This is a genomic window from Sphingomonas sp. LC-1, assembly GCF_025371035.1.
GTDB lineage: Bacteria > Pseudomonadota > Alphaproteobacteria > Sphingomonadales > Sphingomonadaceae > Sphingomonas > Sphingomonas sanguinis_E.
This window is the reverse complement of sequence record NZ_JANZXB010000002.1, coordinates 280,600-307,011: the sequence shown is the minus strand read 5'-3', so window position 1 is coordinate 307,011 and position 26,412 is coordinate 280,600. Positions and strand designations below refer to the sequence as shown.

The 26,412-nt window shown below is 66.7% G+C and carries 22 protein-coding genes, 2 tRNA genes and 1 riboswitch; of the genes, 9 read left to right on the top strand and 15 right to left on the bottom strand.

Annotation, left to right across the window (positions count from 1 at the left end):
* Positions 1–170 precede the first annotated feature (170 nt).
* Entirely contained in the window at positions 171–1,238 is a 1,068-nt protein-coding gene (locus NZL82_RS04215; protein WP_261268513.1) for a LacI family DNA-binding transcriptional regulator, read from the bottom strand.
* A 122-nt stretch (positions 1,239–1,360) separates the two neighbouring features.
* Positions 1,361–1,471, top strand: a riboswitch (SAM-I-IV-variant riboswitch).
* Between the two features lie 48 nt (positions 1,472–1,519).
* On the opposite strand from NZL82_RS04215, the gene NZL82_RS04210 reads away from it, so the two are divergent.
* Both NZL82_RS04210 and NZL82_RS04205 read left to right on the top strand, forming a co-directional pair.
* Positions 1,520–2,572 (top strand): low specificity L-threonine aldolase, encoded by a 1,053-nt coding sequence (locus NZL82_RS04210; RefSeq protein WP_261268512.1) that lies wholly within the window; start codon positions 1,520–1,522, stop codon positions 2,570–2,572.
* A gap of 124 nt (positions 2,573–2,696) precedes the next feature.
* On the top strand, positions 2,697–2,936 hold the full coding sequence (locus NZL82_RS04205) for a hypothetical protein (protein WP_261268511.1): 240 nt from the start codon (positions 2,697–2,699) through the stop codon (positions 2,934–2,936).
* Positions 2,937–3,040: 104 nt separating this feature from the next.
* On the opposite strand, the gene NZL82_RS04200 is transcribed toward NZL82_RS04205, so the two are convergent.
* The 7 genes from NZL82_RS04200 to NZL82_RS04170 form a co-directional block, all read right to left on the bottom strand.
* Positions 3,041–3,604, bottom strand: coding sequence for an OmpA family protein (locus NZL82_RS04200; protein ID WP_261268510.1), 564 nt, complete (start codon positions 3,602–3,604; stop codon positions 3,041–3,043).
* Positions 3,605–3,689: 85 nt separating this feature from the next.
* On the bottom strand, positions 3,690–4,763 hold the full coding sequence (locus tag NZL82_RS04195) for an AI-2E family transporter (protein WP_261268509.1): 1,074 nt from the start codon (positions 4,761–4,763) through the stop codon (positions 3,690–3,692).
* Positions 4,764–5,052: 289 nt separating this feature from the next.
* Complete coding sequence (gene gltB, locus NZL82_RS04190) at positions 5,053–9,567, bottom strand: glutamate synthase large subunit (RefSeq protein ID WP_261268508.1); 4,515 nt, start codon at positions 9,565–9,567, stop codon at positions 5,053–5,055.
* Positions 9,567–10,142 carry a DUF2059 domain-containing protein gene (locus NZL82_RS04185; protein WP_261268507.1) on the bottom strand — a complete coding sequence of 192 codons (576 nt, stop codon included), beginning with the start codon at positions 10,140–10,142 and terminating at the stop codon, positions 9,567–9,569. Before NZL82_RS04185 ends, gltB begins: the two co-directional genes overlap by 1 nt.
* Positions 10,142–11,593 (bottom strand): NAD(P)-dependent oxidoreductase, encoded by a 1,452-nt coding sequence (locus tag NZL82_RS04180; RefSeq protein ID WP_261268506.1) that lies wholly within the window; start codon positions 11,591–11,593, stop codon positions 10,142–10,144. The genes NZL82_RS04185 and NZL82_RS04180 overlap by 1 nt, the downstream gene beginning before the upstream one ends.
* A 153-nt stretch (positions 11,594–11,746) precedes the next feature.
* Entirely contained in the window at positions 11,747–12,556 is an 810-nt protein-coding gene (locus NZL82_RS04175) for an undecaprenyl-diphosphate phosphatase (protein WP_261268505.1), read from the bottom strand.
* Positions 12,557–12,639: 83 nt separating this feature from the next.
* Positions 12,640–13,572 (bottom strand): complex I NDUFA9 subunit family protein, encoded by a 933-nt coding sequence (locus tag NZL82_RS04170; protein WP_261268504.1) that lies wholly within the window; start codon positions 13,570–13,572, stop codon positions 12,640–12,642.
* Between the two features lie 104 nt (positions 13,573–13,676).
* Here NZL82_RS04170 and NZL82_RS04165 point away from each other — a divergent pair.
* Positions 13,677–13,763 (top strand) — tRNA-Leu (locus NZL82_RS04165).
* Between the two features lie 434 nt (positions 13,764–14,197).
* Here NZL82_RS04165 and NZL82_RS04160 read toward each other — a convergent pair.
* Positions 14,198–15,775, bottom strand: a complete 1,578-nt coding sequence (locus tag NZL82_RS04160) for a glycosyltransferase family 39 protein (RefSeq protein WP_261268503.1) — start codon at positions 15,773–15,775, stop codon at positions 14,198–14,200.
* A gap of 65 nt (positions 15,776–15,840) precedes the next feature.
* Positions 15,841–15,914, bottom strand: a tRNA-Gln gene (locus tag NZL82_RS04155).
* A 169-nt stretch (positions 15,915–16,083) separates the two neighbouring features.
* Between NZL82_RS04155 and NZL82_RS04150 the strand changes: the two genes are divergently transcribed.
* Both NZL82_RS04150 and NZL82_RS04145 read left to right on the top strand, forming a co-directional pair.
* A complete protein-coding gene (locus tag NZL82_RS04150; RefSeq protein ID WP_261268502.1) occupies positions 16,084–17,127 on the top strand; it encodes a Ppx/GppA phosphatase family protein in 1,044 nt (347 codons plus the stop codon).
* Positions 17,124–17,807: an RlmE family RNA methyltransferase gene (locus tag NZL82_RS04145; RefSeq protein ID WP_261268501.1), complete on the top strand. Its 684-nt coding sequence runs from the start codon at positions 17,124–17,126 to the stop codon at positions 17,805–17,807. The genes NZL82_RS04150 and NZL82_RS04145 overlap by 4 nt, the downstream gene beginning before the upstream one ends.
* Before the next feature lie 70 nt (positions 17,808–17,877).
* Here NZL82_RS04145 and NZL82_RS04140 read toward each other — a convergent pair whose 3' ends face one another.
* Positions 17,878–18,438, bottom strand: coding sequence for a hypothetical protein (locus NZL82_RS04140; protein WP_261268500.1), 561 nt, complete (start codon positions 18,436–18,438; stop codon positions 17,878–17,880).
* Positions 18,439–18,684: 246 nt separating this feature from the next.
* Positions 18,685–19,047 carry a response regulator gene (locus NZL82_RS04135; protein ID WP_261268499.1) on the bottom strand — a complete coding sequence of 121 codons (363 nt, stop codon included), beginning with the start codon at positions 19,045–19,047 and terminating at the stop codon, positions 18,685–18,687.
* Positions 19,048–19,081: 34 nt separating this feature from the next.
* Between NZL82_RS04135 and NZL82_RS04130 the strand changes: the two genes are divergently transcribed.
* From NZL82_RS04130 to NZL82_RS04115, 4 genes are all read left to right on the top strand, one after another.
* Entirely contained in the window at positions 19,082–19,354 is a 273-nt protein-coding gene (locus NZL82_RS04130) for a DUF3572 domain-containing protein (protein ID WP_261268498.1), read from the top strand.
* Complete coding sequence (locus NZL82_RS04125; protein WP_261268497.1) at positions 19,351–19,977, top strand: HAD family hydrolase; 627 nt, start codon at positions 19,351–19,353, stop codon at positions 19,975–19,977. Before NZL82_RS04130 ends, NZL82_RS04125 begins: the two co-directional genes overlap by 4 nt.
* Before the next feature lie 32 nt (positions 19,978–20,009).
* Positions 20,010–20,474, top strand: coding sequence for a RidA family protein (locus NZL82_RS04120; protein WP_261268496.1), 465 nt, complete (start codon positions 20,010–20,012; stop codon positions 20,472–20,474).
* Positions 20,475–20,613: 139 nt separating this feature from the next.
* A complete protein-coding gene (locus tag NZL82_RS04115; protein WP_261268495.1) occupies positions 20,614–21,744 on the top strand; it encodes a GNAT family N-acetyltransferase in 1,131 nt (376 codons plus the stop codon).
* A gap of 40 nt (positions 21,745–21,784) precedes the next feature.
* Here NZL82_RS04115 and NZL82_RS04110 read toward each other — a convergent pair whose 3' ends face one another.
* The 3 genes from NZL82_RS04110 to NZL82_RS04100 are packed head-to-tail and all read right to left on the bottom strand — an operon-like array spanning position 21,785 to position 26,280.
* Positions 21,785–23,452 carry a hypothetical protein gene (locus NZL82_RS04110; protein ID WP_261268494.1) on the bottom strand — a complete coding sequence of 556 codons (1,668 nt, stop codon included), beginning with the start codon at positions 23,450–23,452 and terminating at the stop codon, positions 21,785–21,787.
* 11 nt (positions 23,453–23,463) lie between these two features.
* Positions 23,464–25,029 carry a hypothetical protein gene (locus tag NZL82_RS04105; protein WP_261268493.1) on the bottom strand — a complete coding sequence of 522 codons (1,566 nt, stop codon included), beginning with the start codon at positions 25,027–25,029 and terminating at the stop codon, positions 23,464–23,466.
* Between the two features lie 30 nt (positions 25,030–25,059).
* Entirely contained in the window at positions 25,060–26,280 is a 1,221-nt protein-coding gene (locus tag NZL82_RS04100; RefSeq protein ID WP_261268492.1) for an argininosuccinate synthase, read from the bottom strand.
* Between the last annotated feature and the right edge of the window lie 132 nt (positions 26,281–26,412).

The window sequence follows — 26,412 nt, the reverse complement described above, 5'->3', positions numbered from 1 at the left end:
CGGGCCCTCTCCTGATCCGTGCATGGCGTCTTCGCCTATCCGCACGGCAATGTCCTGTCACCGGCGCAATATGCCACCGGTTATCAATGGTAACGCTATCTTAAAACACCGCGCCGTCAAGCATGTGGATTCGCGCCCCATCCCCGATTGCGACGGAATGCGCCCCCGCATCAGATTTCGCGCGGGCGGCGGCGCGGCGCGGCATCCGACTGGCGGCGGATCAGGCTGTAATCGAGCCGCCGATGCGGGGCGGCGTCGAGATTCTTCTGGCGGATGACGGTCGCCATCATCTCCACCGCCGCGCGCGCCATGTCGGCGATCGGCTGGTGAATCGTGGTCAGTTCGGGCCAGATCGTCGTCGACAGGGTGGTATCGTCGAACCCGCAGACCGTCAGGTCGCTGGGCACGTCCAGCCCGCGCCGATGCGCCACCGCGACGCTGGCCGCCGCCATGTCGTCATTGGAGGCGATGATCGCGGTCGGCGGCTCGGGCAGGTCGAGCAGCCGTTCGGCGGCGTCCAGCCCGGAGCGATAGGTATACAGACCCGGTACGACCAGATCCTCGTCGAACGGCACGCCTACCGCCTCCAGCGCGGCACGGAATCCTTCATATCGCCGCGCACTGGCGGTCAGATTGGGGTTGCCGCAGATGAAACCGATCCGGCGATGGCCCAGCGTCATGACGTGCCGGGTCATCTCCTCCGCCGCCGCCCGGTCGTCGATCTGCACCGCCATGGTGGTGTCGGGCATGTCCTCGGGCGCGCGGCCGGTCGCCACCACCACCGAGGGGACCCCCGCCTCGCGCAGCAGCGTCAGCACCGCCTCCGCCTCGCACAGCGGCGGGGGAAGGATGACGCCGTCAATCCCGCCGGCGATCAGGTGGCGCGCCACCTCCACCTCGTGATCGCCGATCTCGCACTTCTCGACCACCATCTGCACGTCCAGCCGCGACGCCTGGTCCAGCGTGCCGAGCAGGAATTCGCTGAGGAAACCCTGGCTGGGGTTGCTGTAGAGCATGCCGATGCGGATCTGCGCCGCCCCCGCCAGGCTGCGCGCGGCAGGATTGGGGGCATAGTTCAGCTGGGCGATCGCCGCCTCCACCTTTTCACGGGTGGCGGGGCGGACATTGGCCTCGTTGTTGATCACGCGGGAGACGGTCATCAACGAAACACCGGCGGCGCGGGCGACGTCGCTGATCGTGGGAGCGCTGCTGCCGCGGCGCGAAGTCCTGATGCTCATAACGTTTACGCTTCCAACTTTCGGGCGCGAGACGCAATGCTTTGCGGCACGACGCGCATGTTTCTGTAACGGGCACCCCTATGGTAATGCTTGATTCCTCCCGGCCGGGCGACTAGGGGCGGCCTCAGCATCAAGAGTCGGGCCGTCGCCCGGCACCAACCTGCCTCCCGGCAAGGTGGTGCCTCTCCGACACGGAGGGGGATGTGGCCAGACCGGCAACAACGGGACGATCAGCCACCTTCTCCTTCATCCGCCTCGCCAGACCGGACGAAGGATATGCAATGACCGTGGCCCCCCAGCAATTTGCGAGCGACAATTACGCGGGCATCTGTCCCGAAGCCTGGGCCGCGATGGACGAGGCCAATCGCGGCTATGTCCCCGCTTATGGCGAGGACCCCTATACCGACCGCGCCGCCGACGCCTTTCGCACGCTGTTCGAGACCCAGTGCGAGGTGTTCTTTGCCTTCAACGGCACGGCGGCCAATTCGCTGGCGCTGGCCGCGCTCTGCCAAAGCTATCACAGCGTCATCTGCTCGGCCTCCGCGCATGTCGAGACCGACGAGTGCGGCGCGCCCGAATTCTTCTCGAACGGCTCCAAGCTGCTGGTCGCGCAGACCGAGGACGGCAAGCTGACCCCGGAGGCCGTGCGCGCGCTGGCCACCGGCCGGTCGGACATCCATTTCCCCAAGCCGCGCGCCGTGACCATCACCCAGCCGACCGAGACCGGACAGGTCTATACGCTGGCCGAAATCCACGCCCTGTCGGCGACATGCCGCGAACTGGGGCTGCGGCTGCATATGGACGGGGCACGCTTCGCCAATGCCTGCGCCGCGCTGGGTTGCTCGGCCGCCGATATGACGTGGCGAGCCGGAGTCGACGTGCTGTGCTTCGGCGGCACCAAGAACGGCATGGCCGTCGGTGAGGCGATCCTGTTCTTCGACCCCGCGCTGGCGGAGGATTTCGATTATCGCTGCAAACAGGCCGGACAGCTGGCGTCCAAGATGCGCTATCTGGCCGCCCCGTGGATCGGGATGCTGGAAAGCGGGGCGTGGCTGTCCAACGCCGCGCATGCCAATGGCTGTGCGCAGCGGCTGGCCACGCGGGTCGCCGGGCTGCCCGGCATCGCCCCGATGTTCCCGGTCGAGGCGAATGCGGTGTTCCTCAGCGCGTCGCCCGCCATTCTGGACGCATTGCGGGCGCGAGGCTGGCGATTCTATACGTTCATCGGCGGCGGTGCGCGCTTCATGTTCGCCTGGGACGCCGACCCGGCGCGGGTCGACGAGCTCGCCGACGATATTGCCGCCGTGGCGATGGAGACGTTGCAGGCGGCGTGACGCGGATCCGGCCGGGCGGCGCGCGTCGCCCGGTCAAATGCTTGATAAGTCTGAAATACTGTCGCATTATCCCGATCGTTGAGGGAGGAACATCGGAATGAAGCGTCATTGGGCAGCGGTCGCTATGACCGCCATCATCCTGTCTGCCGTGCCGGCGGGCGCACAATCGACCGAAACCCCTCCCCAGCCCAAGGAAAAGAAGACGTGTCGCCGGCTGATGCCGACGGGCTCTTTCCTGCCCACGCGCATGTGCAATACCGAGGCGCAATGGCGTGAGTTCGACGGCGTCAATCAGCAGGGCGTGGGGGAATTCCGCCGCGCCCTCAACATGACCAGCACCAACGAACGCAACCGGCCCCGGTAACGGGTGCTACGGGCCGGGGACGGATCGGCATTCGATCAGATCGCCGCGCCGCAGGTCCGACGGGGGCATGGGATAACTGTCCGCATGCCCATCCGAGCTGAAGACTATGGGCGATCGGCGGACGCCAGCGCGATTTCCACCCGGCGATTGCGCGCACGGCCTGCGCTATCGTCGCTGCCGTCGGGGCGCGCATTGGGGGCGATGGGCCGCGTCTCGCCCAGCGCGATGACCGTCATGGCAGTGCGCGCGATACCCTTGCCCGCCAGATAGTCGCGCACCGCCTCAGCCCGTTTGCGCGACATGCGGCGATTGGCCTCGTCATCCCCTTCGCTGTCCGAATGACCGCGCAGCACGATACGGCCGCTCCTGACCCTGGGATCGGCGGCAACCCGGTCGAGCGCTGTGCGCGCCTCACGATCCAGCGCGTCGCCCCCTTGCGGGAAACCGATGGTCGACAGGCTCGCCCCCGGATTGGCCGCGACTTCGCCCGGCAGCGTATCGGGCCCGGCCGGGGTGGGAGAGGCCGTGTCGGCCGAAGGCGACGGGTCGGGGACGGGCAACTCGATCGATGCCCCATTGGCCCCCGCCGCACGGGCGACCGTGGTGTCGCGGGAGTCGCAACCGGTCAGCGCCAGCCCGGCGATCGCCACCAAGGCCATCGGTCGCATCCGGATTCCCATTCGCCCGCCCCATCGATCCTGCCCGTTCGGCGCGGGACCATAGGGAGGCGATTGCTGCGGCGCAAACCGGTCATCACGTCCCGGCGGGTGGGATCACGCCGCGTTCCTCGCTCAGGATCCGCCATCCCGCCAGGAACAGCGCGGCGACCACCGGGCCGACGACGATGCCGCTCAGCCCCAGCAACTCGATTCCGCCCAGGGTGGTCAGCAACACGATCCAGTCGGGCAGACCGGTGTCGCGCCCCACCAAAATGGGACGCAGGATATTGTCGGCCAGTCCGATGACCAGCACGCCCGAGGCAACGACCACGGCCCCCTGCCAGATCGCACCGGTCGCCAGCAGATAGATCGCCACCGGCCCCCAGATGATCGCCGGACCGATCGCGGGCAGCAGCGCCGCGATCGCCATCAACAGGCCCCAGAGAAGGGCGGCAGGCAGTCCGACGATCCAGAAGGTGATCGCGCCCAGCCCACCCTGCACCAGTCCGACGATGACCGAGCCCTTGATCGTGGCGCGGACGACCGCGACGAAGGTTTCGACCAGCCGCTTCGCCACGCCATGATCGAGCGGGAGCGCGCGGACGAAATCGGGGCCCAGCCGGTCACCGTCGCGGATCAGGAAGAAGGCGACATACAGCCCGACGCCAAAGGCCAGCGCGAAGGCGAAGGCGTTGCGCCCGATCGACAGCGCCTGGGTCGCAATCTGGCTGACGCTGCTGCTGAGCGTGCGCGAGATGCGCGATTGCAGCCCTTCGAAACTCCCGACGCCCGAACTGTCCATCGCCTGACGGAGGCGGTTGGGCAAGGCGTCGCGGACCTGTTGGAAATATTGCGCGAAGTCGATCTGGCCGCTGCGCATCTTCATATAGACGCCCGATGCCTGATCCACGACCATGCTGCCGATCAACAGGGTCGGCACCACCACCGCGAAGGTGATGATGAGCATGGTCAACCCCGCCGCCAGGTTGCGCCGTCCTCCGGTCTTCTCCAGCAGCCATTGGAACAGCGACCGGAACAGGATCGCCGCCAGTCCTGCCCAGAGCAGTGCGAGCAGAAAGCCCGAGATGACCGCGATCAGGCCGATCGTAATCAGTGCGAGGAAGAGGATGAATCCCCCTCGCTCGATCCTCTGGCGGTCGATGTTCATATGGCCCTCCCCTAAATGCATCGCGGCGTAACCGTCACGATCACGCAACGGTTCCGCGATCCCTGTCGGCGGGATAACGGGGATGTCAGGATGGAAAAGGCTCTTGCCCTGCCCCGCAGCCCGCCGCCCCGTTCAGCCTGAACGGAGTGCGTCGCTATCCCTCCCCTGCAAGGGGAGGTGGCAGCCCTAAGGGCTGACGGAGGGGTGTCGCGCTCTCGATAGGGTGACACCCCTCCACCATGCTGCGCATGGTCCCCCTCCCCTTACGGGGGAGGAAGAATATAGCCCGTTACTCCGCCGCGACCGCCTCGACGCTGTCATCGAGCGGGTGGGCCAGGCGGGTCAGCATTTCCTTCGGGCAGACCTGCCAGAAATGACCCGCGACCCGGTCCCAGTCCTCCAGCAGACCCTTGGACCATTTGCTGTCGGTCGCGGCGGCATGCTGTTCGATCAGGTCGCGCAGCACGCCTTCCCAATGGGCGGAGGCCAGGCGCTGCCACACGATATTCTCGGGGTTGGCGCGGCGGGCGAAGCGGTCCTCGGCGTCGTAGATGAACGCCATGCCGCCGGTCATGCCCGCGCCGAAATTCGCGCCGACCTGACCCAGCACCACCGCGACGCCGCCGGTCATATATTCGCAGCCATTCGCGCCGCAGCCCTCGACCACCACGGTCGCGCCCGAGTTGCGAACCGCGAAACGCTCGCCCGCCTGGCCCGCCGCGAACAGCTTTCCGTTCGTCGCGCCGTAGAGGACGGTGTTGCCGATGATCGTGTTGTTCTGGCTGGCCAGCGGCGAGCTGACCGCCGGGCGCACGATGATGGTGCCGCCCGACAGGCCCTTGCCGACATAGTCATTGGCATCGCCGAACACTTCCAGCGTCACGCCCTTGCAAAGGAACGCGCCCAGCGACTGGCCTGCCGAGCCGCGCAGCCGCACGGTGACATGCCCGTCGGCCAGCTTGCTCATGCCGAACTTGCGGGTGATCTCCGACGACAGGCGGGTGCCGACCGCGCGGTGCGTGTTGCGCACCGAATAGGTCAGCTGCATCTTCTCGCCGCGCGAGAAGACGGCCGAGGCGTCCTTGATGATCTGCGCATCCAGGCTGTCGGGCACTTCGTTGCGGAAGGTCGACAGGCTGAACCGCCGCTCGGCATCGGTCGCATCGACCTTGGCCAGAACGGGATTGAGGTCGAGATCGTCGAGATGCTCGGCACCCCGGCTGACCTGGCGCAGCAGCTCGGTCCGCCCGATCACCTCGTCCAGCGAGCGTACGCCGAGGCGCGCCAGGATGTCGCGGACTTCCTCGGCGATGAAGGTCATCAGGTTGATGACCTTTTCCGGCGTGCCGGTGAACTTGGCGCGAAGCCGCTCGTCCTGCACGCAGACACCGACCGGGCAGGTGTTGCTATGGCACTGGCGCACCATGATGCAGCCCATCGCGACGAGGCTCAGCGTGCCGATGCCGAACTCCTCGGCACCCAGGATCGCCGCGATCACGATGTCGCGCCCGGTCTTGAGGCCGCCGTCCGCACGCAGGCGGATACGCCCGCGCAGGCCGTTGAGGGTCAGCGTCTGGTTGACCTCCGACAGACCCATTTCCCATGGCGTGCCCGCATACTTGATCGAGGTCTGAGGGCTGGCGCCGGTGCCGCCGACATGGCCCGACACCAGGATGACGTCGGCATGGGCCTTGGCCACGCCCGCCGCGACCGTACCGATGCCCGCCGAGCTGACCAGCTTCACGCAGACGCGCGCACGCGGGTTGATCTGCTTGCAGTCATAGATGAGCTGCGCAAGATCCTCGATCGAGTAGATGTCGTGGTGCGGCGGCGGCGAGATCAGCGTCACGCCGGGCGTCGCATGACGCAGCTTGGCGATGAACTCGGTCACCTTGAAGCCGGGCAGCTGCCCGCCCTCGCCGGGCTTGGCACCCTGCGCGACCTTGATCTCGATCTCGTCGCAGGCGTTCAGATATTCCGCCGTGACGCCAAAGCGACCGCTCGCGATCTGCTTGATCGTCGAATTGGCATTGTCGCCATTGTCATAGGGCTGATAGCGCAGCTTGTCCTCGCCGCCCTCGCCCGACACCGCCTTCGCGCCGATCCGGTTCATCGCGATCGCCAGCGTTTCGTGCGCTTCCGGGCTCAGCGCGCCCAGCGACATGCCCGGCGTCACGAAGCGCTTGCGAATCTCGGTGATCGCCTCGACCTGATCGACCGGCACGCCCTCGTTCGGGAAGTTGAACTGGAGCAGGTCGCGCAAATAGACCGGCGGCAGGTCGCCGACGCCGCGCGCGAATTGCAGGTACGTCGAATAGCTGTCGGTCGCCACCGCCGTCTGGAGCAGGTGCATCAGCTGCGCCGAATAGGCATGGGTCTCGCCGCCATCGCGCTGGCGATAGAAGCCGCCGATCGGCAGCGTGGCGACATGCTGATCCCAAGCCGCTTCGTGACGGACCATCGCCGAGTAATGGAGCGAGTTATAGCCCTCGCCCGAAATCTTGGCGGGCATGCCGGGGAACAGGTCATTGACCAGCGCACGGGACAGGCCGACCGCCTCGAAGTTGTAGCCGCCGCGATAGCTGGAGATCACCGCGATCCCCATCTTCGCCATGATCTTGAGCAGCCCGTCCTCGATCGCGGTGCGATGGTTGGCCAGGCACCTGTCGATGGTCATGTCGCCGAACAGGCCACGGCCATGGCGGTCGACGATCGCGGCTTCGGCCAGATAGGCGTTCACCGTGGTCGCACCGACACCGATCAGCACCGCATAATAATGGGTGTCGAGGCATTCGGCCGAGCGGACGTTGATCGACGCATAGGAGCGCAGCCCCCGGCGAACGAGATGCGTATGCACCGCCGCCGCCGCCAGCACGCCCGCGATCGCGACACGGTCTTCGGAGACATGCTCGTCGGTCAGGAACAGCTCGGACCGGCCCTCGCGCACGGCCTGTTCGGCCTGGTTGCGGATACGCTGGATCGCGGCGCGCAGCCGGTCGGGACCGCCATCTGCCTCGAAGGTGCAGTCGATTTCCGCCGCCGAACGGCCGAAATGCGTCTTCAGCCTGTGCCAGTCCGCGCCAGTCAGGACCGGGGACGGCAGGACTAGCACCCGCTCGCGCCGATCCTCGGTGTCGAGGATGTTGGCGAGATTGCCGAACCGGGTCTTCAGCGACATCACATAGCGTTCGCGAAGCGAGTCGATCGGCGGGTTCGTCACCTGGCTGAAGTTCTGGCGGAAGAACTGGCTGATCAGGCGCGGCTTGTCGGAAATGACGGCCAACGGCGTGTCGTCGCCCATCGAGCCGATCGCTTCCTTACCGCCCTCGGCCATGGGGGACAGGATCAGCTCCATATCCTCCATGGTCTGGCCGGCGGCGACCTGACGGCGCAGCATTTCCGCACGCGGCATCCGCACCAGCGCTTCCTCTTCAGACGGCGCGGGCAACTGGTCCATGGTCAGGAACTCGCCGATCATCGCGGCATAGTCCTGCTCGCCCGAGATCTGGTCCTTGATCGCACGGTCGTCGTACAGCTTGCCTTCGGCCAGATCGACCGCGATCATCTGCCCCGGCCCCAACCGGCCCTTGGCGGTGACGGTCGCCTCGGGCACCACCACCATGCCGCTTTCCGACCCGACGATCAGCAGCCCGTCGGCGGTCAGCGTATAGCGAAGCGGGCGCAGCGCGTTGCGGTCCATGCCCGCCACCGCCCAGCGGCCATCGGTCATCGCCAGCGCGGCCGGGCCGTCCCACGGCTCCATGACGGAGGCGAGATACTGGTACATGTCGGCATGCGCCTTGGGCGCGTCGAGGTCCTTCTGCCACGCCTCGGGCACCAGCATCAGCTTGGCGGTCGGCGCGTCGCGGCCGGAGCGGCAGATCGCCTCGAACACCGCGTCGAGCGCGGCGGTATCGGACGCGCCCGCCGGGATCACCGGCTTGATGTCCTCCGAATTGTCGCCGAACGCGATCGAGGCCATCCGGATCTCGTGGCTGAGCATCCAGTTCTTGTTGCCACGGATCGTGTTGATCTCGCCGTTATGCGCCAGGCAGCGGAAGGGCTGCGCCAGCCACCATTGCGGGAAGGTGTTGGTCGAATAACGCTGGTGGAAGATCGCCACGCGGCTCTCGAACCGGTGATCCTGCAGGTCGGGATAGAAGACCGACAGGCTCTCGGCGAGGAACAGCCCCTTGTAGATGATCGAGCGGCAGGACAGCGAACAGATATAGAATCCGCTGATCTGCGCCGCGATCACCCGCTTTTCGATGCGGCGGCGGACGAGATACAGGTTCTTCTCGAACTCGGCGGCATCGACCTCGTCGGGCATTGGCCCGGCGATCATGATCTGCTCGATCTCCGGCCGGGTCGCCTGGGCCTTCATGCCGATGACCGAGACGTCGACCGGCACCTGGCGCCAGCCGTAGATGGTGTAGCCCGCCTCGATGATGACGCTCTCGACGATGGTGCGGCAAGTCTCCTGCGCGCCCAGATCGGTGCGCGGCATGAAGATCATGCCGACCGCCAGCCGGTTCGGCAGCACCTTGTGCCCCGACGCGGCGATGGCGTCGTCGAAGAAGCGATGCGGCAGGTCGACATGCAGGCCCGCGCCGTCGCCGGTCTTCCCGTCGGCATCGACCGCGCCGCGATGCCACACGGCCTTCAACGCGTCGATTGCCGACTGAACGACCCGCCGCGAGGGCTGGCCATCGGTGGCCGCGACCATGCCGACGCCGCACGCATCGCCCTCGAACTCGGGGCGGTACATGCCATGTTCGGCGAGATATTGGCGCTGGTCGGTCATCACTTCTTGTCCTGCTGGGTCGCTTCGATGTCCTTGGCCATCGCGGCGATATCGTCCTGCATGTTGGTCATCGCCTGGCTCATCAGCTTGCGCTGCCAAGCGGCGATGTCGGGGTCGGCCATGATCGAGAAGGAGTTGGCCACATAGGCCTGGCCGCTCGGGGTCGCAAAAAACCGCTTCAGGTCATCCAGTTGGGCGATGTCGAAGCGGCGGGCATAGGCGCGCGACATCGCATCGACCATGCCGGGAAGCGATTCCCGCAACATCGTTCCGGTCCGCGCATCCTGCTTCGCCAGGAACCGGTCGAACACGGCCTTCGCCTTCAGGTTACCCAACGCCTTTTGCATGCCCGGAGACTGCATGATGCCCTGACGCATATTGGCCTGCATCGGAGTCAGCATCGACTGGATCATGGCTTCGCGGGTCGCGGGCGGCATGATCTGGTCGAGCAACTGCCGGGCCGAGGCAAGGCGCGCCGCATCGGGTTCGGCGGCCACGACCGCCGGGGCGGCCTGAGCAAAGGCCACGCTAGGCGTGAGGATCGCGGTCAGCGCGATCAGAAGAGCGCTGCGCATCACGCTGCCACCTTCTCACGCGCACCCGTCTTGGCGCGAGCCTTCAGCCACTGGTGCATCGCCTTGGCCACATCGCGGCCGTCACGGATCGCCCACACCACCAGCGAGGCACCGCGCACGATGTCACCGGCCGCGAACACGCCGTCCAAGCTGGTCATCAGCGTGCGGCCGTCGACCAGCACCGTGCCCCAGCGGCTGACGCCCAGTTCGGCGGTGCCGAACAGGCTGGGCAGGTCCTCGGCGTCGAAGCCCAGCGCCTTGATGACCATGTCCGCCTCGAGCAGATGGTCGGCACCCGGCTCGGCTTCCGGCGCACGGCGGCCGCTGGCGTCGGGCGCGCCCAGGCGCATCTTGGCGGCGCGCACACCCGTCACCGTCTCGCCACCCTCGAAGCCCAAAGGCGCGGAGAGCCAGACGAACTCGGCGCCTTCCTCTTCCGCATTGGCGACTTCGCGCTGCGAGCCGGGCATGTTCGCACGGTCGCGGCGATAGAGGCACTTCACCGACTTGGCGCCCTGGCGGATCGCGGTGCGGACGCAGTCCATCGCGGTGTCGCCGCCGCCGATCACGACGACATTCTTGCCCTCGGCATTGAGCGAGCCATTCTCGAACGCCTCGACCGTATCGCCGAAGCTCTTGCGGTTGGACGCGGTCAGATAGTCGAGCGCGGCAATCACGCCATTGGCGCCCGCACCGTCCACATCGACATTGCGCGCCTTATAAACGCCGGTCGCGATCAGCACCGCGTCATGACGGCGGCGCAGATCCTCCAGCGTGGCATCCTCGCCCACCGCAAAGCCTTCGTGGAAGACGATGCCGCCTGCCTTCAGCCGCTCGACCCGGCGCATGACGACGGGCTTTTCCAGCTTGAAGCCGGGGATGCCATAGGTCAGCAGCCCGCCCGCCCGGTCGTGCCGGTCATAGACATGGACCTCATAGCCCGACACGCGCAGATATTCGGCCGCCGTCAGGCCCGCAGGCCCCGCGCCGATCACCGCGACCGACTGGCCGCGCGCGGGTCCGGGGGCCAGCGGCTCGACCCAACCCTCTTCCCAGGCGGTGTCGGTGATGAATTTCTCGACCGATCCGATCGTGACCGCGCCGTGGCCCGAAAACTCGATGACGCAATTGCCCTCGCACAGCCGGTCCTGCGGGCAGATGCGGCCGCAAATCTCGGGCATGGTCGAGGTCGCGTTGGACAGCTCATAGGCCTCGCGCAGACGCCCTTCGGCGGTCAGGCGCAGCCAGTCGGGAATATGATTGTGCAGCGGGCAATGGACCGAGCAATAGGGCACGCCGCATTGCGAGCAGCGCCCCGCCTGATCCTCCGCCGCCGGGGGCGCATAACGCTCGGCGATCTCGCGGAAATCGTCCGCGCGGTCCGATGCGGCACGTTTGGCCGGATAGGCCTGATCACGTGCCACGAATTTCAGCATAGAATCGTTCGCCATATGCGCCTCCAAGGAGCCGGATATTGCGCAAACGATCCCATGTCACGGCGGAATCGACATTTAGGTAAGCAATGATGCCGCAGTTTTAGGGGAATCGCACCGCCGAACCCCCTTATTGCGAGCGGCCCGCAATAAATTGGGACCGATACGGTATCAATGCATGGTCAGCAGGGCGAGCGCGATGCTCCCAGCCACGATTCGGTACCAGGCAAAGGGGCCGAATCCATGCTTGCCGACGATCCCGACAAACCACCGCACCACCAGCAGGGCGACGACGAACGCCACCACGAACCCGATCGCGATCTCCAGAGGCCCGACGCTATTGCCTGCGCGCATCGTGTCGAGATGCCCGGCCGTCTCCACGACGCTTGCGCCCAGCATGGTGGGAATGGCGAGGAAGAAGCTGAACTCCGCCGCCGTCCGCCGCTCGACCCCCAGGGTCAGCGCGCCCAGGATCGTCGCGCCCGATCGGCTGACGCCCGGGATCATGGCCAGACATTGCAGGAAGCCGACGCCCAGCGCCGTCCTGGCGGGGACCGCCGCGATGCCGCGCGTATTGCCCGGCTTGACCAGCCGCTCGATCACCAGGATCGCGACGCCGCCGACGATCAGCGCAATCGCGACGACCTTGGGCTGGAGCAGCAGCGCCTCGATATGTTTCTTGGCCAGCACACCGATCACGGCGGCGGGGATGAAGGCGATCAACAGGTTGCGCACGAAGCGGATCGAACCCGGATCGCGCCGCGCCAGGCCGACCAGCACCGTCCAGAAGGTCCGCCAATACAGGACCACGACCGCCATGATCGCGCCCAGCTGGATGACGATGTTGAACATCTGCCACCGCGCATCGTCGTATCCGAGCAGCGCGCCCGCCAGGATCAGATGCCCGGTGGACGATACCGGAAGGAATTCGGTGACCCCCTCGACAATGCCGAGGATGATGGCCGCTATCAGATCGTTCACGCGAGTCCCCAAAAAATAAGCCCCGCCGCCATAGGGCGACGGGGCCGTCAGCGAAACGACAAACAGGCCGAACGCGGGACGACTTAAGCCGCCAGCGTCTCGGTCCGTCGTCCGAACCGGCCCGCCTTGCGGAAGCGGACGAGATATTCGGGCGCGATCGCCGCAAGCGGTTCGGCGGTAACGCCCAGTTCGGCCAGGCCCGGCGCACCAGCGGCGACGACATTGTCCTGTTGCAGCATCAGCCACTGATCCCGGCTGATCGGCGAGCCCGGCAGCCGGGCCAGCATCGCCCCCGCAAAGTCCGGCAACTCGACGAAATTGGGCTTGCGGCCCAGCGTCTTGGCGATCCAGCGGACGAGTTCACCCATCGCAATCACGTCCGGCCCGCCCAGCTCGTAGGTGCGGCCGCCATGCGATTCGGGATCGCGCAACGCTGCGGTCACCGCCTCGCCCACGTCACCCGCAAAGACCGGCTGGAATTTCACGCCCGCGCGCAGGATCGGCACGATCGGCGCCGAGACCATACCCGCGAAGCGGTTCACGAACTGATCCTCGCGCCCGAACACGATCGAGGGACGAAGGATGGTGGCGTTCGGGAAAGCCTGGCGCACGGCCGCCTCGCCCTGCCCCTTGGAGCGGGCATAGGCCGCCGCGCCATTCTCGTCCGCGCCGATCGCCGAGACATGGACCAGCGCGCCGGCACCGGCGTTGCGCGCTGCCTCCGCCACCGCACGCGCACCATCGACATGGATGCGCTGCATGTTGCCGCCCATCACGCCGACCAGATTGACGACGGCATCCGCCCCCTCGACCGCGCGCGCCACCGTTTCCGGGCGAGCGATGTCGACCGCGACGAACTGGGTCTGACCGAGCCCCCCTTGCGTGCGCAGGAAATAGGCCTGGCGCGGATCGCGCTGCGCTATCCGCACCCGCGTCCCGTCGCGCATCAACTCGCGTGCGACATAGCGGCCCAGAAAGCCCCCGCCGCCGATCAGCGTCACCAGCTTGTTCGTCATGACCGTCCTTATTCGCCAGATTTTTTGTGCACCGCCCCTTTGCCTCGCAAAAAAGCCGTTGACAAGGATTCGAACCCTCCCCTAAAGGCGCGGGCCTACCCCGTGCCCAGATGGCGGAATTGGTAGACGCACCAGCTTCAGGTGCTGGCGATCGCAAGGTCGTGGAGGTTCGAGTCCTCTTCTGGGCACCATTTCTTCGCATAGCGATGAAATCGCTCGGAGATCACCCAACGGATGGTCTCCGAGAGCGTCTGCTACGGGAAATAGCCCGTCGTCAGGCCGCAAGTCCCGGAAAATCGTCCAGATCGAGAGCGGCGACTGCTACAGCAAGCCGCTACGCGATCTTTCCAGAGCCTGACCGGATCAGGTTGGCGAACTGCTCATTACGACCTGTCGCCCCATGCTGCGATCCATGTCCCGCATAGTCGAGAGGCGATGCTCCGCCTCAACGATGCACCCATCGCGGAGTAGCCGGACGCGATCGCCACCGCACGGCGGAGCGCGGGCGAAACTACCGCTACCATCGCCGATCCGGAACGGGAGCGCTTGGCGGGCACCATCGACCGTCCCCGACAGATGCCTCGTCTCCGGCCGGCGCGGCGAGATCGGCCCTGTCCGGCGCGGCTTACTTCGCCATCGCGTTGACGTTGCGTGATACGCTGCTGTCGGTCAGTTGCTCGGGATGCGGTACGATGGGGGCTTTGCGCGTCGCCACCACGACCTCGCCATCGCCGAGATCGAAGCGACGCCGGGTCACGCGATAGTCACCGCCTCCCACCGTCCGCAACAGGATCGCGCTATGCGGATAGGCATCGCGGGCCCGGTCGCGAACGATCACCGCGCCCGCCACGCCGATCCGGTCGAGGATCGCCGCCGCCTGCTCCGGGGTCCGGGCGATCAGTTGATAGCCTCGGCCCATGAAATCGCTGCCCGACAGCCATTGCGATGCGCGCGCCGCCCAAAGCCTGTGTCGCCCACGATCCTGATAAGCGGCTTCGGCGATGATTGCCCCCTCGCCGCCCGCACGCCCATCGACCAACCAGATGCCAGGCGAGATGCGCATCGTCGTGACGATGGCGGGGGCGCCCATATCGCGCTTCGGGACCAGACGGGTCAGCGCCGTCACGGGGGGGATCAGTATGGCCATGCCCAGCGTCACCGCAGCGATGCGCCCCAGGCGCCCGTGCCGCCAGACGATCAGGATCGCCATTGCGACCAGCGTCACCGCCCAGGGAATGACCGGCAGGATGTAGCGCGGATCGAGCGCGACCGGGATGATCGACTGGAACGCCAGGGTGGCGACGATGACGGCCAGCGCGAGCCGCACGACCGGCCTCGCACGCGCATCACGCCATCCGAGCGCCGCTCCCGCTACCATCAGGACGATACCGAGCCATCCCAGATCGGCGATCAACGCCCCGATATTGGCCGACAGGGCAGTCCAGGCATAATCGAGCCCCGGCGCATAGTTGAACCCCCCTGCCGAAATCCGGAACGACACCGCATACCAGGGCGCAACGACCATCAGGGTCGTGGCCGCCACCACCCATAAGCGCCGGTCGCGCAGGATCGCCCAGCGCCGCGCCAGCAGGATTTCGATCACGGGCACCAGAGCGATCAGTGCGCCATTGCCCTTCACCAGCGGTGCAAAGGTCGCCAGGGCGCCGAACAGCCCGAACCGCCGCCAGCCCGGCACTTCCGTCGCCCGGAGCCAGGCGATCGCGCCTAGTCCGACGACCAGCGCCACCGGCTGATCGAGCAGGAAGTTCCACGCGCTATCGATCACCAATGGCGAGACCAGCATGGCGAACGCCGCCGCCAGCCCGAGCCGCCAAGCGCCGATCCGGTTCAAGGCCCACAGGATCAGGACAGCGGGAAGGCCCGCAACGAACGCACTGAAGATCGCCGCCGCGAAGGGCGAAGGCCATAGCAAGGCGAAGAAGGGCGCCAGCATCGCATACCAGCCCGGCGGCCAATGCCCGATCGAAAGCTTGGGGTAATGGGCATAAAAGTCGCGCGCGAACGCCATCGGGCTGGGCAATCCGGCGCGCAGCCAGTCGGCAAGGAACAGCGTGTTGACATAATGGGCCGATTCGTCGGGGCCCAGAAAGCTGTGCGTGATCCCGCCGGTCGCCCATGCCAGCGCCAGCGACGCCAGCCCCAGCATCACGGCCACGCCGACCGCCCCCGCATATCGAACCATAGACCTTCGATCCCCCGTCACATGACGAGCGATAAAGCGGTGCGGTCCGGCGATATAGGGAAATCTGGATGCCCCGTGAGGATTCGAACCTCAATTAACGGAGTCAGAGTCCGTGGTCTTACCTTTAGACGACGGGGCATCGAACAGGGGCGTGCCTCTAGGCGGGCGAATCAAGCTTGTCAACCGGATTTCCGCCGATCGGGGTCGCGGCGTCTTGTCGCGCGGGCGCCGACTCGCTACCTTGGTCTTCAAGCACCGGCGGACGCTCATGTCCGTGACGGATAGAACAGAATAAGCGAGATACGGCGATGGGGGATGTTCCCACCCGAAGGCCGTACCGGCAGGCCAAACCCCCTGCCCGTTCGGCACCGCCCCGGCCCCAGCGCGGCCGCTGGTCCGATGCGCAGGCCTATGCCGCGCTCGACCTGGGCACCAACAATTGCCGCCTGCTGATTGCGCGGCCGCAGGGCGGCGGCTTTGCGGTGGTCGATGCCTTTTCGCGCATCGTTCGGCTGGGCGAAGGGCTGGCTACGACCGGACGGCTGTCCGACGCCGCGATCGACCGTACCATCGCCGCGCTGCGCGTCTGTGCGGACAAGCTGAAGCGGCGCAACGTCACCTTGTCGCGCGCGGTCGCGACCGAGGCGTGCCGCCGTGCCGCCAACGGCCCCGCCTTCATCGCGCGCGCGCTGGCGGAGACGGGCATTCACCTCGACATCATTTCCGCCGAGGAAGAAGCGCGGCTCGCCGTGCTGGGCTGTCATGCGTTGATCGAGCCGGGGGAGGACCCCGCGCTGGTCTTCGACATTGGCGGGGGATCGACCGAACTGGTGCTTGTCGACACGCATGGGCCGGTCCCGCGCATCCTGGACTGGCATTCGGCCCCCTGGGGTGTCGTCTCGTTGACCGAAAGCGCGGGCGGCGGCGAGGGAGAGGCGGGGCGGCTGGCCGCCTATGCTCGGATGCGCGGGATCGTGGCGGACAGCTTCGCCGATTTCGCCGCGCGCCTGCCGCGCGAGTTGAAGCGGCCCCGGCTGCTCGGCACCAGCGGCACGGTGACGACCTTGGGCAGCGTCCATCTGGGGCTCAGCCAATATGACCGGGCCGCGGTCGACGGGCTGATCGTACCCACCGCCGCAATGCGCGAGATCAGCGCCAGCCTGTCACGCAAGAGCCTGGCGGCGCGCGGCAAGGTGGCGTGCATCGGCCCCGAACGCGCCGATCTGGTGGTGGCGGGCTGCGCCATCCTGGAGACGATATTGGACCTTTGGCCCGCCGAGCGGCTAGGGATTGCAGACCGTGGGATTCGCGAGGGAATCCTGCGCCGTTTGATGGGAATCGCCAGACCGTGAGCAGAGGAAATTCGGGCCTGCACCAGCGGGTGCGCACCGCCCGGAACCGCACCGCCCAATCGACCCGCTGGCTGGAGCGCCAGCTGAACGATCCCTATGTCCGCCGCGCCAAGGCGGAGGGGTTTCGCAGCCGTGCAGCGTACAAGCTGATCGAGCTGGACGAGCGGTTCGGGTTCTTGCGCGGCAAGAAGCGGATCATCGACCTGGGGCTGGCGCCGGGCGGCTGGAGCCAGGTGGTGCGGCGCAAGCTGCCGAACGCCAGCGTGGTCGGCATCGACCTGTTGCCGGTCGATCCGATTGACGGCGTCACCATCTTCGAGAAGGACTTCATGGACGATGCCGCGCCCGACACGCTGATGGAGGCGCTGGGCGGCGCGCCCGATCTGGTCATGTCGGACATGGCGGCCAACACCGTCGGCCATCCACAAACCGATGCGCTGCGCACCATGGGTCTGGTGGAAACGGCCTTCGCCTTTGCCTGCGACGTGTTGTCGCCGGGCGGGGTGTTCGTGTCGAAGGTGTTTGCGGGCGGCGCCGACTCGCAACTGGTCGCCGAGATGAAGCGCCACTTCGCCACCGTGAAGCACGCCAAGCCGCCGTCCAGCCGCAAGGGTTCGGTGGAATGGTTCGTCGTGGCGCAGGGGTTCAAGGGGCGGAAGGCCGTGGCGGTGGAGGATTGAGCGTAGTGCGGTGGGGTCCGCTAACGCTCACCTGCGGGCATTTAGAACTACCGGCGCGTTGGACATAATTTTACGGGCTTAAGCGTTCCCCGATACGGCCTGCTCGAGAGGGATTGAAATCAACCTTTCTTGGCCGACCATCAGACTTCGTCTCTGCAACTCGCACATATGCTTGCAGAAGTACGCCATAGGTAGTCCCACCGACCTTCGTTTGTGCCTCTTCCGGGGAAATATCGAAAGCGTAAACGATTTCGGGGCCTTCCAAGCCTCGGTCAAAGTCTATTGCCATGAAGAACTGCCTAACCCTGCTACTATCCATGCAAAGGTCGATCAGCGTCCCTTGGCGTATTGACGCGCTGCGCAATTCAAGATGCCCTTCCTTGGACCGCCATGCATGTGCGTCGACCTTGACGAGTTCGATCGAGCTCTCGTCCGGTTTGACCCTGCATTCTTCAAGGACTGCCGCCGCCTCCAAATCCTTGGCCAACTGCTGCAGCACGCGCTGCGCGCCGCCTCGCGCCATACCATCAAACGTAGGGTCGGACTTACTCTCGATGGCCCTTGATTGGGCTACGCGCGCAACGCGGCGGAGGGTCTCTGGATCAAGATGCGGCATAGTTTTCTCGTACATCAATATAAGGCACGCATCCAAAAATTCACGTGCGATCGGCCTCCAGCACCAAGCCTCGCCGAATGCGGCCAGCCCGCTTCACGCCCAAAGTAGACATTGGCTCCATTCCTACCTCCGTTCAGCCTGAGCGAAGTCGAAGGCCACGAGATGACGTTCGTGACGGAGGTTCGGGGCGTGCACTTCGACTTCGCTCAGTGCGAACGGAGGGTGGCAAGCGGGGCGAACGTAGGCAGGGCAAGCCCCCCCTCACAACAACGCGTTCACCGCCTCCATGAAGCGCATCAGGCTGATCGGCTTCGACACATAGGCGTCCGCCCCCGCCGCACGGATCCGGTCCTCGTCGTCGCGGCCGGCATAGGCGGTCACCGCCATCACCGGGATGCGGCGCAGGTCCTCGTCGGCCTTCAGCTCCAGGATCAGTTCGTAGCCGGTCACATGCGGCATCTGGATGTCCATGATGATCAGGTCGGGCTGTACCTCCCGCGCGCGCGCCACGGCCTCGCGCCCGTCGCGCACCGGCTCGGCGATGAAGCCGTGCGCGCGCAGCAGGTCGCAGAAGAGTTTCAGATTGAGTTCGTTGTCCTCGACAACGAGCACCTTTCTTGTCACGCGGGCTCCACCATTAGCGAGGGGACGATAGGCAATGCCCGGACCGGATACAATCGAGCGCGCGACGCCGCTGGCGCTTCAGGCACTGGTCTGGACGCTGCAAAGCCCGTCGCGGGCCGAGCGGCTGCTGGCGCTGACCGGCCTGTCGGTCGAGGAACTGCGCGGCGGGGCGGGCGAGCCGGGCGTGCTGGCCGCGATCCTGTCGTTTCTGGAGGGCCATGAGGCCGACCTGATCGAATGTGCCGATTCGCTGGGCGTCCGCCCGGAGGCGCTGGTCGCCGCGCGTCGCATGCTGGAGGGTGCATGAAACCGCTGCTGATCTGTGATTGTGACGAGGTGCTGGTCCATATGGTGCGGCATTTCCGCGCCTGGCTGGACGAAGCGCATGACATCGATTTCGCGCTGGATCGCCACGACTTTTTCGGGGCGATGACGCGGCGGGACGGCGGGTCCGCGCTCAGCCAGAGCGAGGCATGGGATTTGCTGCACGGCTTTTTCCCCGGTCAGATGGACCGCCAGACGCTGGTCCCCCATGCTGCCGAAGCGCTGGCCGAGCTGGCGAAGACCGCCAACATCGTCATCCTCACCAATTTGATCGAGGAATGCCGCCAGCCGCGCATCGAGCAACTCGCGCGTTTCGGCATCGCGCACCATGTCCAGTGCAACAATGGCGGCAAGGGCGAACCGGTGGCCCGGCTGGTCGCCGAGCATGGCAATCCCGTCACCGTCTTCGTCGACGATCTGCCGCAGCATCACGCCTCGGTCGCGGAACATGCGCCGCAGGTTCACCGGCTGCACATGGTGTCGGAGCCGGAAATGGCCCCGCACGTCCCCCCGGCTCCCGATGCCCATGCGCGGATCGACGACTGGCGCCGGGCGGAGGCGTGGATTGCCGCACGATTTGCCGGGGGGCACGCCGCCACCGCTTGACCGGTACCGCCCGCCCGCGCCATGTCTCGCCCATGACCACCCATATCGATCGCGCGCTCGAGCAGCTCGGCCTCGCCTTGCCGGAGGCTGCCGCCCCCGTCGCCGCCTATGTCCCCGTCGTCGAGGCGGGCGGGCTTCTCCACATTTCGGGCCAGCTGCCCTTCGTCGATGGCCAGCTCGTCACCGGGCGGCTGGGCGAAGGCGTCTCGCTGGAAGACGGGCAGAAGGCGGCGCAGGCATGCGGCCTGATGCTGGTCGCGCAGATCAAGAAATATCTGGGCGGCGACCTGTCGCGCGTCGGCCGCATCGTGAAGCTGGGCGTATTCGTAAACTCGGCCGCCGACTTCACCGACCAGCCCAAGGTCGCCAATGGCGCGTCGGAGCTGATGGTTTCGCTGTTCGGCGAATCGGGCCGCCATGCCCGTTCGGCCGTCGGCGTGCCGGTGCTGCCGCTGGGCGCCGCCGTCGAGGTCGATGCGATCGTCGCGCTCGCCTGATCGCAACCGTCGCCCCGGCGCAGGCCGGGGCCTTTGGCGGTAAGGGGCCTGCCGTTCGCGATTCTCGGCCTTCGCCGGATCGAGCCATCGATGGGCAGCCCCTTGTCCCGCTCCGCTTCGAACCGCATATTCGACGGCGATGACCACCGCCATCGCGCGTATCCTGTCCGGCGTCGCCGCCCTGTCCCCCGAAGAGTGGGACGCCTGCGCGGGGACGGCCAATCCCTTTATCGGCCATGGCTTCCTCACCGCGCTGGAGGATTCTCACAGCGTCGGCGGGCGGTCGGGATGGACCCCCGCCCCGATCGTTATCGACGGAGCGGATGGCCGCCCCGCCGCCATCGCCCCCGCCTATCTGAAGGCGCATAGCCAAGGCGAATATGTCTTCGACCATGGCTGGGCCGATGCGTGGGAGCGGGCCGGCGGGCGTTATTATCCCAAGCTTCAGATCGCGGCGCCCTTCTCGCCCGTGCCGGGCCCGCGGCTATTGCTGCGCGATCCCGCGCTCGCCCCCGCGCTGATCGCCGCGATCGAGGCGGTGACCGACCAGAACGAGCTGTCGTCGGCGCATGTCACCTTCGTCGCGCCCGACCAGCTGCCGCATTTCGAGGCGGCGGGCTGGCTGATCCGGGAGGGGGTGCAGTTCCACTGGCGCAATGAGGGCTATGCCCGCTTCGACGATTTCCTGGACGCGCTCGCCAGCCGCAAGCGCAAGGCGATTCGCAAGGAACGCGCGGCCGCGGTCCAGGGGCTGACCATCCGCCATCTGAGCGGCCCCGACATTCGGCCGGAGCATTGGGACGCCTTCTGGACCTTCTATCAGGATACGGGCAGCCGCAAATGGGGCCAGCCCTATCTGACCCGCGCCGCCTTTGACCGGATCGGCGAGCGTCTGGGGGACAAGGTGCTGCTGATCCTGGCCGAGCGGGACGGCGTGCCGATCGCGGGGGCGCTCAACCTGATCGGGGAGGATACGCTCTTCGGCCGCTATTGGGGCGCGACCGAGGAGGTGCCCTTCCTCCATTTCGAGCTTTGCTATTATCAGGCGATCGACGCGGCCATCGCGCGCGGGCTGTCAACGGTCGAGGCCGGAGCACAGGGCGAGCACAAGCTCGCGCGCGGCTATGGTCCGGTGCCGACCTGGTCGGCGCACTATATCCCCCACCCCGCCTTCCGCCGTGCCGTCGCCGAGTTCGTCAACCGCGAGCGCGAGGCGATAGAGGCGGAAAGCGCGTTTCTGGACGAACTCACCCCGTTCCGGCGGGGCTAGAGCGGTCTCCGATCAGCCTAGTCGAAGATCGCCCTGGTCCTTAGTCCCCGTTCTTGTCCGGCGGCGTGCTGCGCCGCGCGGGCGGGGCGCGGCGGTCATCGCCGGGCGAGGGACGGCTGAGCAGTTCATAGGCCGCCGGATCGATGATCGGGCGGCGATCGTCGATCCGGTAGAGCACATCGCGTCCCGACCGCCAGATCGGCGTCAGGCCGCGCGTAAGGCTTTCGTCATAGCGCGGCGGATGGACCAGCCAGACATAATCGAACGCATCGCGCGGCAATAGCTTGAGCGCGGTATCGACCGGGCGCCACCACTGGCCCCGGCACCGCCGCTGGGTCACGATCTCGGACGGATCATGCGCGAACCGCTTGGCGGGGGCGTAGCGCACCGTCAGCAATTGCCCACCCGCCATCGACCATTGGTCGTTGGCATAGGCCAGCTTGCGCTCCAGCGCGAGGCCGGCGACATGCTCCAACCGGCTCGACGGCCAGACATCGGCGCAATATTGGCGGCCGACAAAGGTCAGCAACCGGGCGCGCGGCGGCACATGATCGAGCGCGGCGAGCACCCGGTCATAGTCGTTGCTGTACATCACATAGCTGACCGTGGTCGCGCCGATCCGCACCACGAAGAACAACAGGCCGACCACCGCGAGCGTCGATGCCCCGCGCAGCGACAGCCCCCGCCGGGGCCGCAGCGCGATCAGCGCGATGGCGAGGACGTACGGCGCCAGCCGCATATCGGCATAGGCCGAACCGAAGACGATGCGCGGCAGCAGCAGATAGACCACCGCCAGGAACGCCGCCGACAGCACCAGATTGCGCGAATATTCGACCCGCTCGTCGCGCACGCCCTTGAGCAGCACCAGGAACAGCACCGTGACCGAGGCGAGGTCGAACGCCATCCAGCGATCGCGCAGCGCCATCGTCACCCAGTTGATCTTCCACCGCCAGTTGAACCAGTCGGTGGTCTGGCCGGTGACATCGGCCCCCGATCGCCACAGCACCATCAGCACCATGGGCAGCGCCAGCGGGATACAGCCGATCCCGGCATGGAAAGCCGAGACGATCCAGCCCTTCACGCCCCGCGCGCCCTTGGCTCGGCGAACATCGTGCTGGCGGATCAACTCGGCGGAAAAGGCCAGCACGCCGAGCACGCCCCAGCCAAAGGTATGCGCGACCCACAGGATGCAGGACAGCGGCACGAAGAGCCATGCGCGCCGCCGCACCGTGCCCAGCCGCCCCATGCGCAGCCAGAGCGCGAACAGGTTGAGCGCCAGCGCCATCGCCAGCGCGAAATTCACGAAACCGAACTGGAAGGGGTAGCTATAGGCCAGCGGCAGCGCGAACAGCGCGGTCGCGGGGATCCGCCCCTGCACCTCGCGCGCGATCCAGAGCAGGCCGGTGACGGTCAGCACCGGGATGGCGATGACGATCAGCTTGACCGCCAGCTCCAGCCCGAAGATCGGCGTCAGCGGCTCGATCAGCAGGTCGATGCCCAGATTGCCGATCATCTGCCATTCGAAATGATACCAATTGGCCAGCCAGGGCTGATGAGCATATTCCAACTGGACCCGGTACCGGCCCATATGGCCCGGCAGGTCGACCAGCGGCGGCACCGTCGGCCAGAGCAGCGGCAGCGCGGCGAGCAGGGCCATCGCCACCACGAACCACCGCGTCTGCCACCAGTTGAGCTTTCCCCCATTCATGGCGAAAGTGCCTAGCGGACCGAAGGGGCGTCCGACAAGCATCGGTCGCGCCGAACGCGATAGACGGCGGAATCGCGGTCGGACCATGTGCGGATCAGGTCGGGCGACTTCGCCCGCCCCGCCGGGAAACCGATCGTCCACACCGCATCGAAGGCGCAGCGATCGAAGTCGCGGATCGCGGCGTCGAAATCGACCCATCCGCCCAGACTGCCCGGCGCGAAGACCAGGCTGGAGGGATCGCCGTCATAGGGCGCGGCCCCGGCGACCCGGGGCCGGATCAGATGCTGGCCGGGCACGCTCCACTGGGTATTGGTGAACACACGCCGCCGCGCGATCGCGATCCCCGCAATATGCCAGCGCCGGGGACCGCCCCAGCCGCCTTCCGCCTCGGCATCGGTCAGCACCAGTACCCGGCCGCCCGGCGGCAAGGCCGACAGCGCCCGCCAGTCGCGCTCCTGCGCCGCCGCCAGCTGGGCGAAGGCGATGGTGGTGCCGATAATACGAACGAGGAAGAAGCCGGTCGTCGCCGCCGCGATGCGCCCATGATCGCGGCCAGGCGACACGCGCACCGACAGGATCGCCAGGATCACCGCCGGACACAGCATCCGCATGTCGAGATAGGCGCCGCCGCGATAGACATAGGGCAGGATCAGGAAGATCAGGAAGCCCAGCCCCGCCGGTATCGCCAGAAGCGGCAGGACCGACAGACGGCGCGACCGGATCACCGCATAGCCGAAGAGCAGTATGACGATCAGCGCCGCAATGTCCCAGATCGCCCATTGCTCGCGGAACAGCGTCAGGATCCAGCGCATCTTGTAGACCATGAACCAGCCGCCGGTATCGCCCGCCACCTGGTCCCCGCCGCCCTTCAGCATCAACAAGGCTGGCGAGGCCATCGGCGCCACCGCCAATCCGGCTCGCAGCATCGCCTGCCTCCAGGACCGCCCCGTGCCGCTCAGCCGCGTCGCCTCCATCGCAAAGACATTGGTCAGCAACAGCGCCCAGCCCAGCGCATGGGTCAGCCAGATCACCGGCGCGATCAGCGCGAAGAGCAGGATTCGCCAGCCGGCGCTCCACCGCCGCGCCAGATACAGCCACAGCGCCATGGCGAGCAGCACCAGCGCCTGGGCCAGGCTGAAATTGACGAACCCCATCTGGAGCGAGGGGCCATAGGCCAGCGGAAGGGCGAGCATCGCGGTCGCCGGAATCCGCCCATGCGCAGCGCGCGCCAAGGCGAAGATTCCCGCGACCGTCAGCGGCGGGATCGCCAGTACGACCAGCTTGGCCGCCGGTTCGATGTCGAGGTCAAACAGGCGGTGGAGCGCCAGCACCAACCCCTCGACCCCCAAATTGCCGACCGCGGCCCAATGCACGTCGTAATGACGCCCCAACGGTCCGCGCCCCGCCTCGGCCAGGATGCGATAGCTGCCGATATGGTCGCCCATGTCACTCAGCGGCGGCACGGCGGGCCAGAGCAGCGGCACCGCCGATACGATCACGCACAGCCACAAAAAGAGGCGAGACTGCCACCACAGCCCCGCCTCTTCGTCAGTTCTTCCGTCCCGTCGGCGATCCATGGCGATGGCTCCTGTCAGGACGGGATCGGATCAGGCCCGGTCGCGACGGCCCAGCAGGCGCAGGCGCAGCGCGTTGAGCTTGATGAAGCCCGCCGCGTCGCGCTGGTCATACGCGCCCTGATCGTCCTCGAAGGTGACGACCTTTTCCGAATACAGGCTGTAAGGCGACTTGCGCCCCGTCACGATCGCCTGGCCCTTGTACAGCTTCAGGCGGACGGTGCCGGTCACCTTCTCCTGGCTGTAGTTGACGGCGGCCTGCAGCATCTCGCGCTCCGGCGAGAACCAGAAGCCGTTATAGACCAGCTCGGCATAACGCGGCGCCAGTTCGTCCTTCAGATGCGCGGCGCCGCGATCGAGCGTGATCTGCTCGATGCCGCGATGCGCCAGCGCATAGATGGTGCCGCCCGGCGTCTCGTACATGCCGCGGCTCTTCATGCCGACGAAGCGGTTCTCGACCAGGTCGAGGCGGCCGATGCCGTGCTTGCGGCCCAGCTCGTTGAGCTTGGTCAGCAGCGTGGCGGGCGAGCACGCCTCGCCGTTCAGCGCGACGCCGTCGCCACGCTCGAAATCGATGGTGATCGTCTCGGGGACGTCGGGCGCGTCCTCCGGGTTGACGGTGCGCGAATAGACGTAATCGGGGACCTCATCCCACGGATCCTCCAGCACCTTGCCCTCGGACGAGGTGTGCAGCAGGTTCGCGTCGGTCGAGAAGGGCGCTTCGCCGCGCTTGTCCTTCGACACCGGGATCTGGTGCGCCTCAGCGAATTCGATCAGCTTGGTGCGGCTGGTCAGGTCCCATTCGCGCCACGGTGCGATGACCTTGATGTCGGGGTTCAGCGCATAATAGCCCAGCTCGAAGCGGACCTGGTCGTTGCCCTTGCCGGTCGCGCCGTGGCTGACCGCGTCGGCGTTCACCATCTTGGCGATCTCGATCTGGCGCTTGGCTATCAGCGGCCGCGCGATCGAGGTGCCGAGCAGGTACAGCCCCTCGTAGAGCGCGTTGGCGCGCATCATCGGGAACACGTAATCCTTGACGAACTCCTCGCGCAGATCGTCGATGAAGATATGCTCGGGCTTTACGCCCGCCATCTCCGCCTTCTTGCGCGCGGGCTCCAACTCCTCGCCCTGGCCCAGATCGGCGGTGAAGGTCACGACCTCGCAGCCATAATGCTGCTGCAGCCACTTGAGGATGACGCTGGTGTCGAGGCCGCCCGAATAGGCGAGGACGACGCGCTTGATATCTTCGCTCATGGCAAAGTCCTTGATGAAGAGGGGATGGATTTGCCCCGCGCCCTATGCGCTGTGGCGGCCGCACGCAACCTTCGCTTGGGGTCGTTCATTGCCCCGACAGCCAAAGGCCGTCAGGAGCGGCCATGATGTCCC

What these genes read in the sequence shown, in the direction of transcription:
- NZL82_RS04100 (WP_261268492.1), bottom strand. Translation starts at nt 26,280, where the DNA reads ATGAGCGAAGATATCAAGCGCGTCGTCCTCGCCTATTCGGGCGGCCTC.
- NZL82_RS04110 (WP_261268494.1), bottom strand. Translation starts at nt 23,452, where the DNA reads ATGAATGGGGGAAAGCTCAACTGGTGGCAGACGCGGTGGTTCGTGGTG.
- NZL82_RS04210 (WP_261268512.1), top strand. Translation starts at nt 1,520, where the DNA reads ATGACCGTGGCCCCCCAGCAATTTGCGAGCGACAATTACGCGGGCATC.
- NZL82_RS04215 (WP_261268513.1), bottom strand. Translation starts at nt 1,238, where the DNA reads ATGAGCATCAGGACTTCGCGCCGCGGCAGCAGCGCTCCCACGATCAGC.
- NZL82_RS04205 (WP_261268511.1), top strand. Translation starts at nt 2,697, where the DNA reads ATGACCGCCATCATCCTGTCTGCCGTGCCGGCGGGCGCACAATCGACC.
- NZL82_RS04105 (WP_261268493.1), bottom strand. Translation starts at nt 25,029, where the DNA reads ATGGATCGCCGACGGGACGGAAGAACTGACGAAGAGGCGGGGCTGTGG.
- NZL82_RS04170 (WP_261268504.1), bottom strand. Translation starts at nt 13,572, where the DNA reads ATGACGAACAAGCTGGTGACGCTGATCGGCGGCGGGGGCTTTCTGGGC.
- NZL82_RS04185 (WP_261268507.1), bottom strand. Translation starts at nt 10,142, where the DNA reads ATGCGCAGCGCTCTTCTGATCGCGCTGACCGCGATCCTCACGCCTAGC.
- NZL82_RS04150 (WP_261268502.1), top strand. Translation starts at nt 16,084, where the DNA reads ATGGGGGATGTTCCCACCCGAAGGCCGTACCGGCAGGCCAAACCCCCT.
- NZL82_RS04125 (WP_261268497.1), top strand. Translation starts at nt 19,351, where the DNA reads ATGAAACCGCTGCTGATCTGTGATTGTGACGAGGTGCTGGTCCATATG.
- NZL82_RS04140 (WP_261268500.1), bottom strand. Translation starts at nt 18,438, where the DNA reads ATGTACGAGAAAACTATGCCGCATCTTGATCCAGAGACCCTCCGCCGC.
- gltB (WP_261268508.1), bottom strand. Translation starts at nt 9,567, where the DNA reads ATGACCGACCAGCGCCAATATCTCGCCGAACATGGCATGTACCGCCCC.
- NZL82_RS04115 (WP_261268495.1), top strand. Translation starts at nt 20,614, where the DNA reads ATGACCACCGCCATCGCGCGTATCCTGTCCGGCGTCGCCGCCCTGTCC.
- NZL82_RS04120 (WP_261268496.1), top strand. Translation starts at nt 20,010, where the DNA reads ATGACCACCCATATCGATCGCGCGCTCGAGCAGCTCGGCCTCGCCTTG.
- NZL82_RS04200 (WP_261268510.1), bottom strand. Translation starts at nt 3,604, where the DNA reads ATGCGACCGATGGCCTTGGTGGCGATCGCCGGGCTGGCGCTGACCGGT.
- NZL82_RS04130 (WP_261268498.1), top strand. Translation starts at nt 19,082, where the DNA reads ATGCCCGGACCGGATACAATCGAGCGCGCGACGCCGCTGGCGCTTCAG.
- NZL82_RS04195 (WP_261268509.1), bottom strand. Translation starts at nt 4,763, where the DNA reads ATGAACATCGACCGCCAGAGGATCGAGCGAGGGGGATTCATCCTCTTC.
- NZL82_RS04180 (WP_261268506.1), bottom strand. Translation starts at nt 11,593, where the DNA reads ATGGCGAACGATTCTATGCTGAAATTCGTGGCACGTGATCAGGCCTAT.
- NZL82_RS04160 (WP_261268503.1), bottom strand. Translation starts at nt 15,775, where the DNA reads ATGGTTCGATATGCGGGGGCGGTCGGCGTGGCCGTGATGCTGGGGCTG.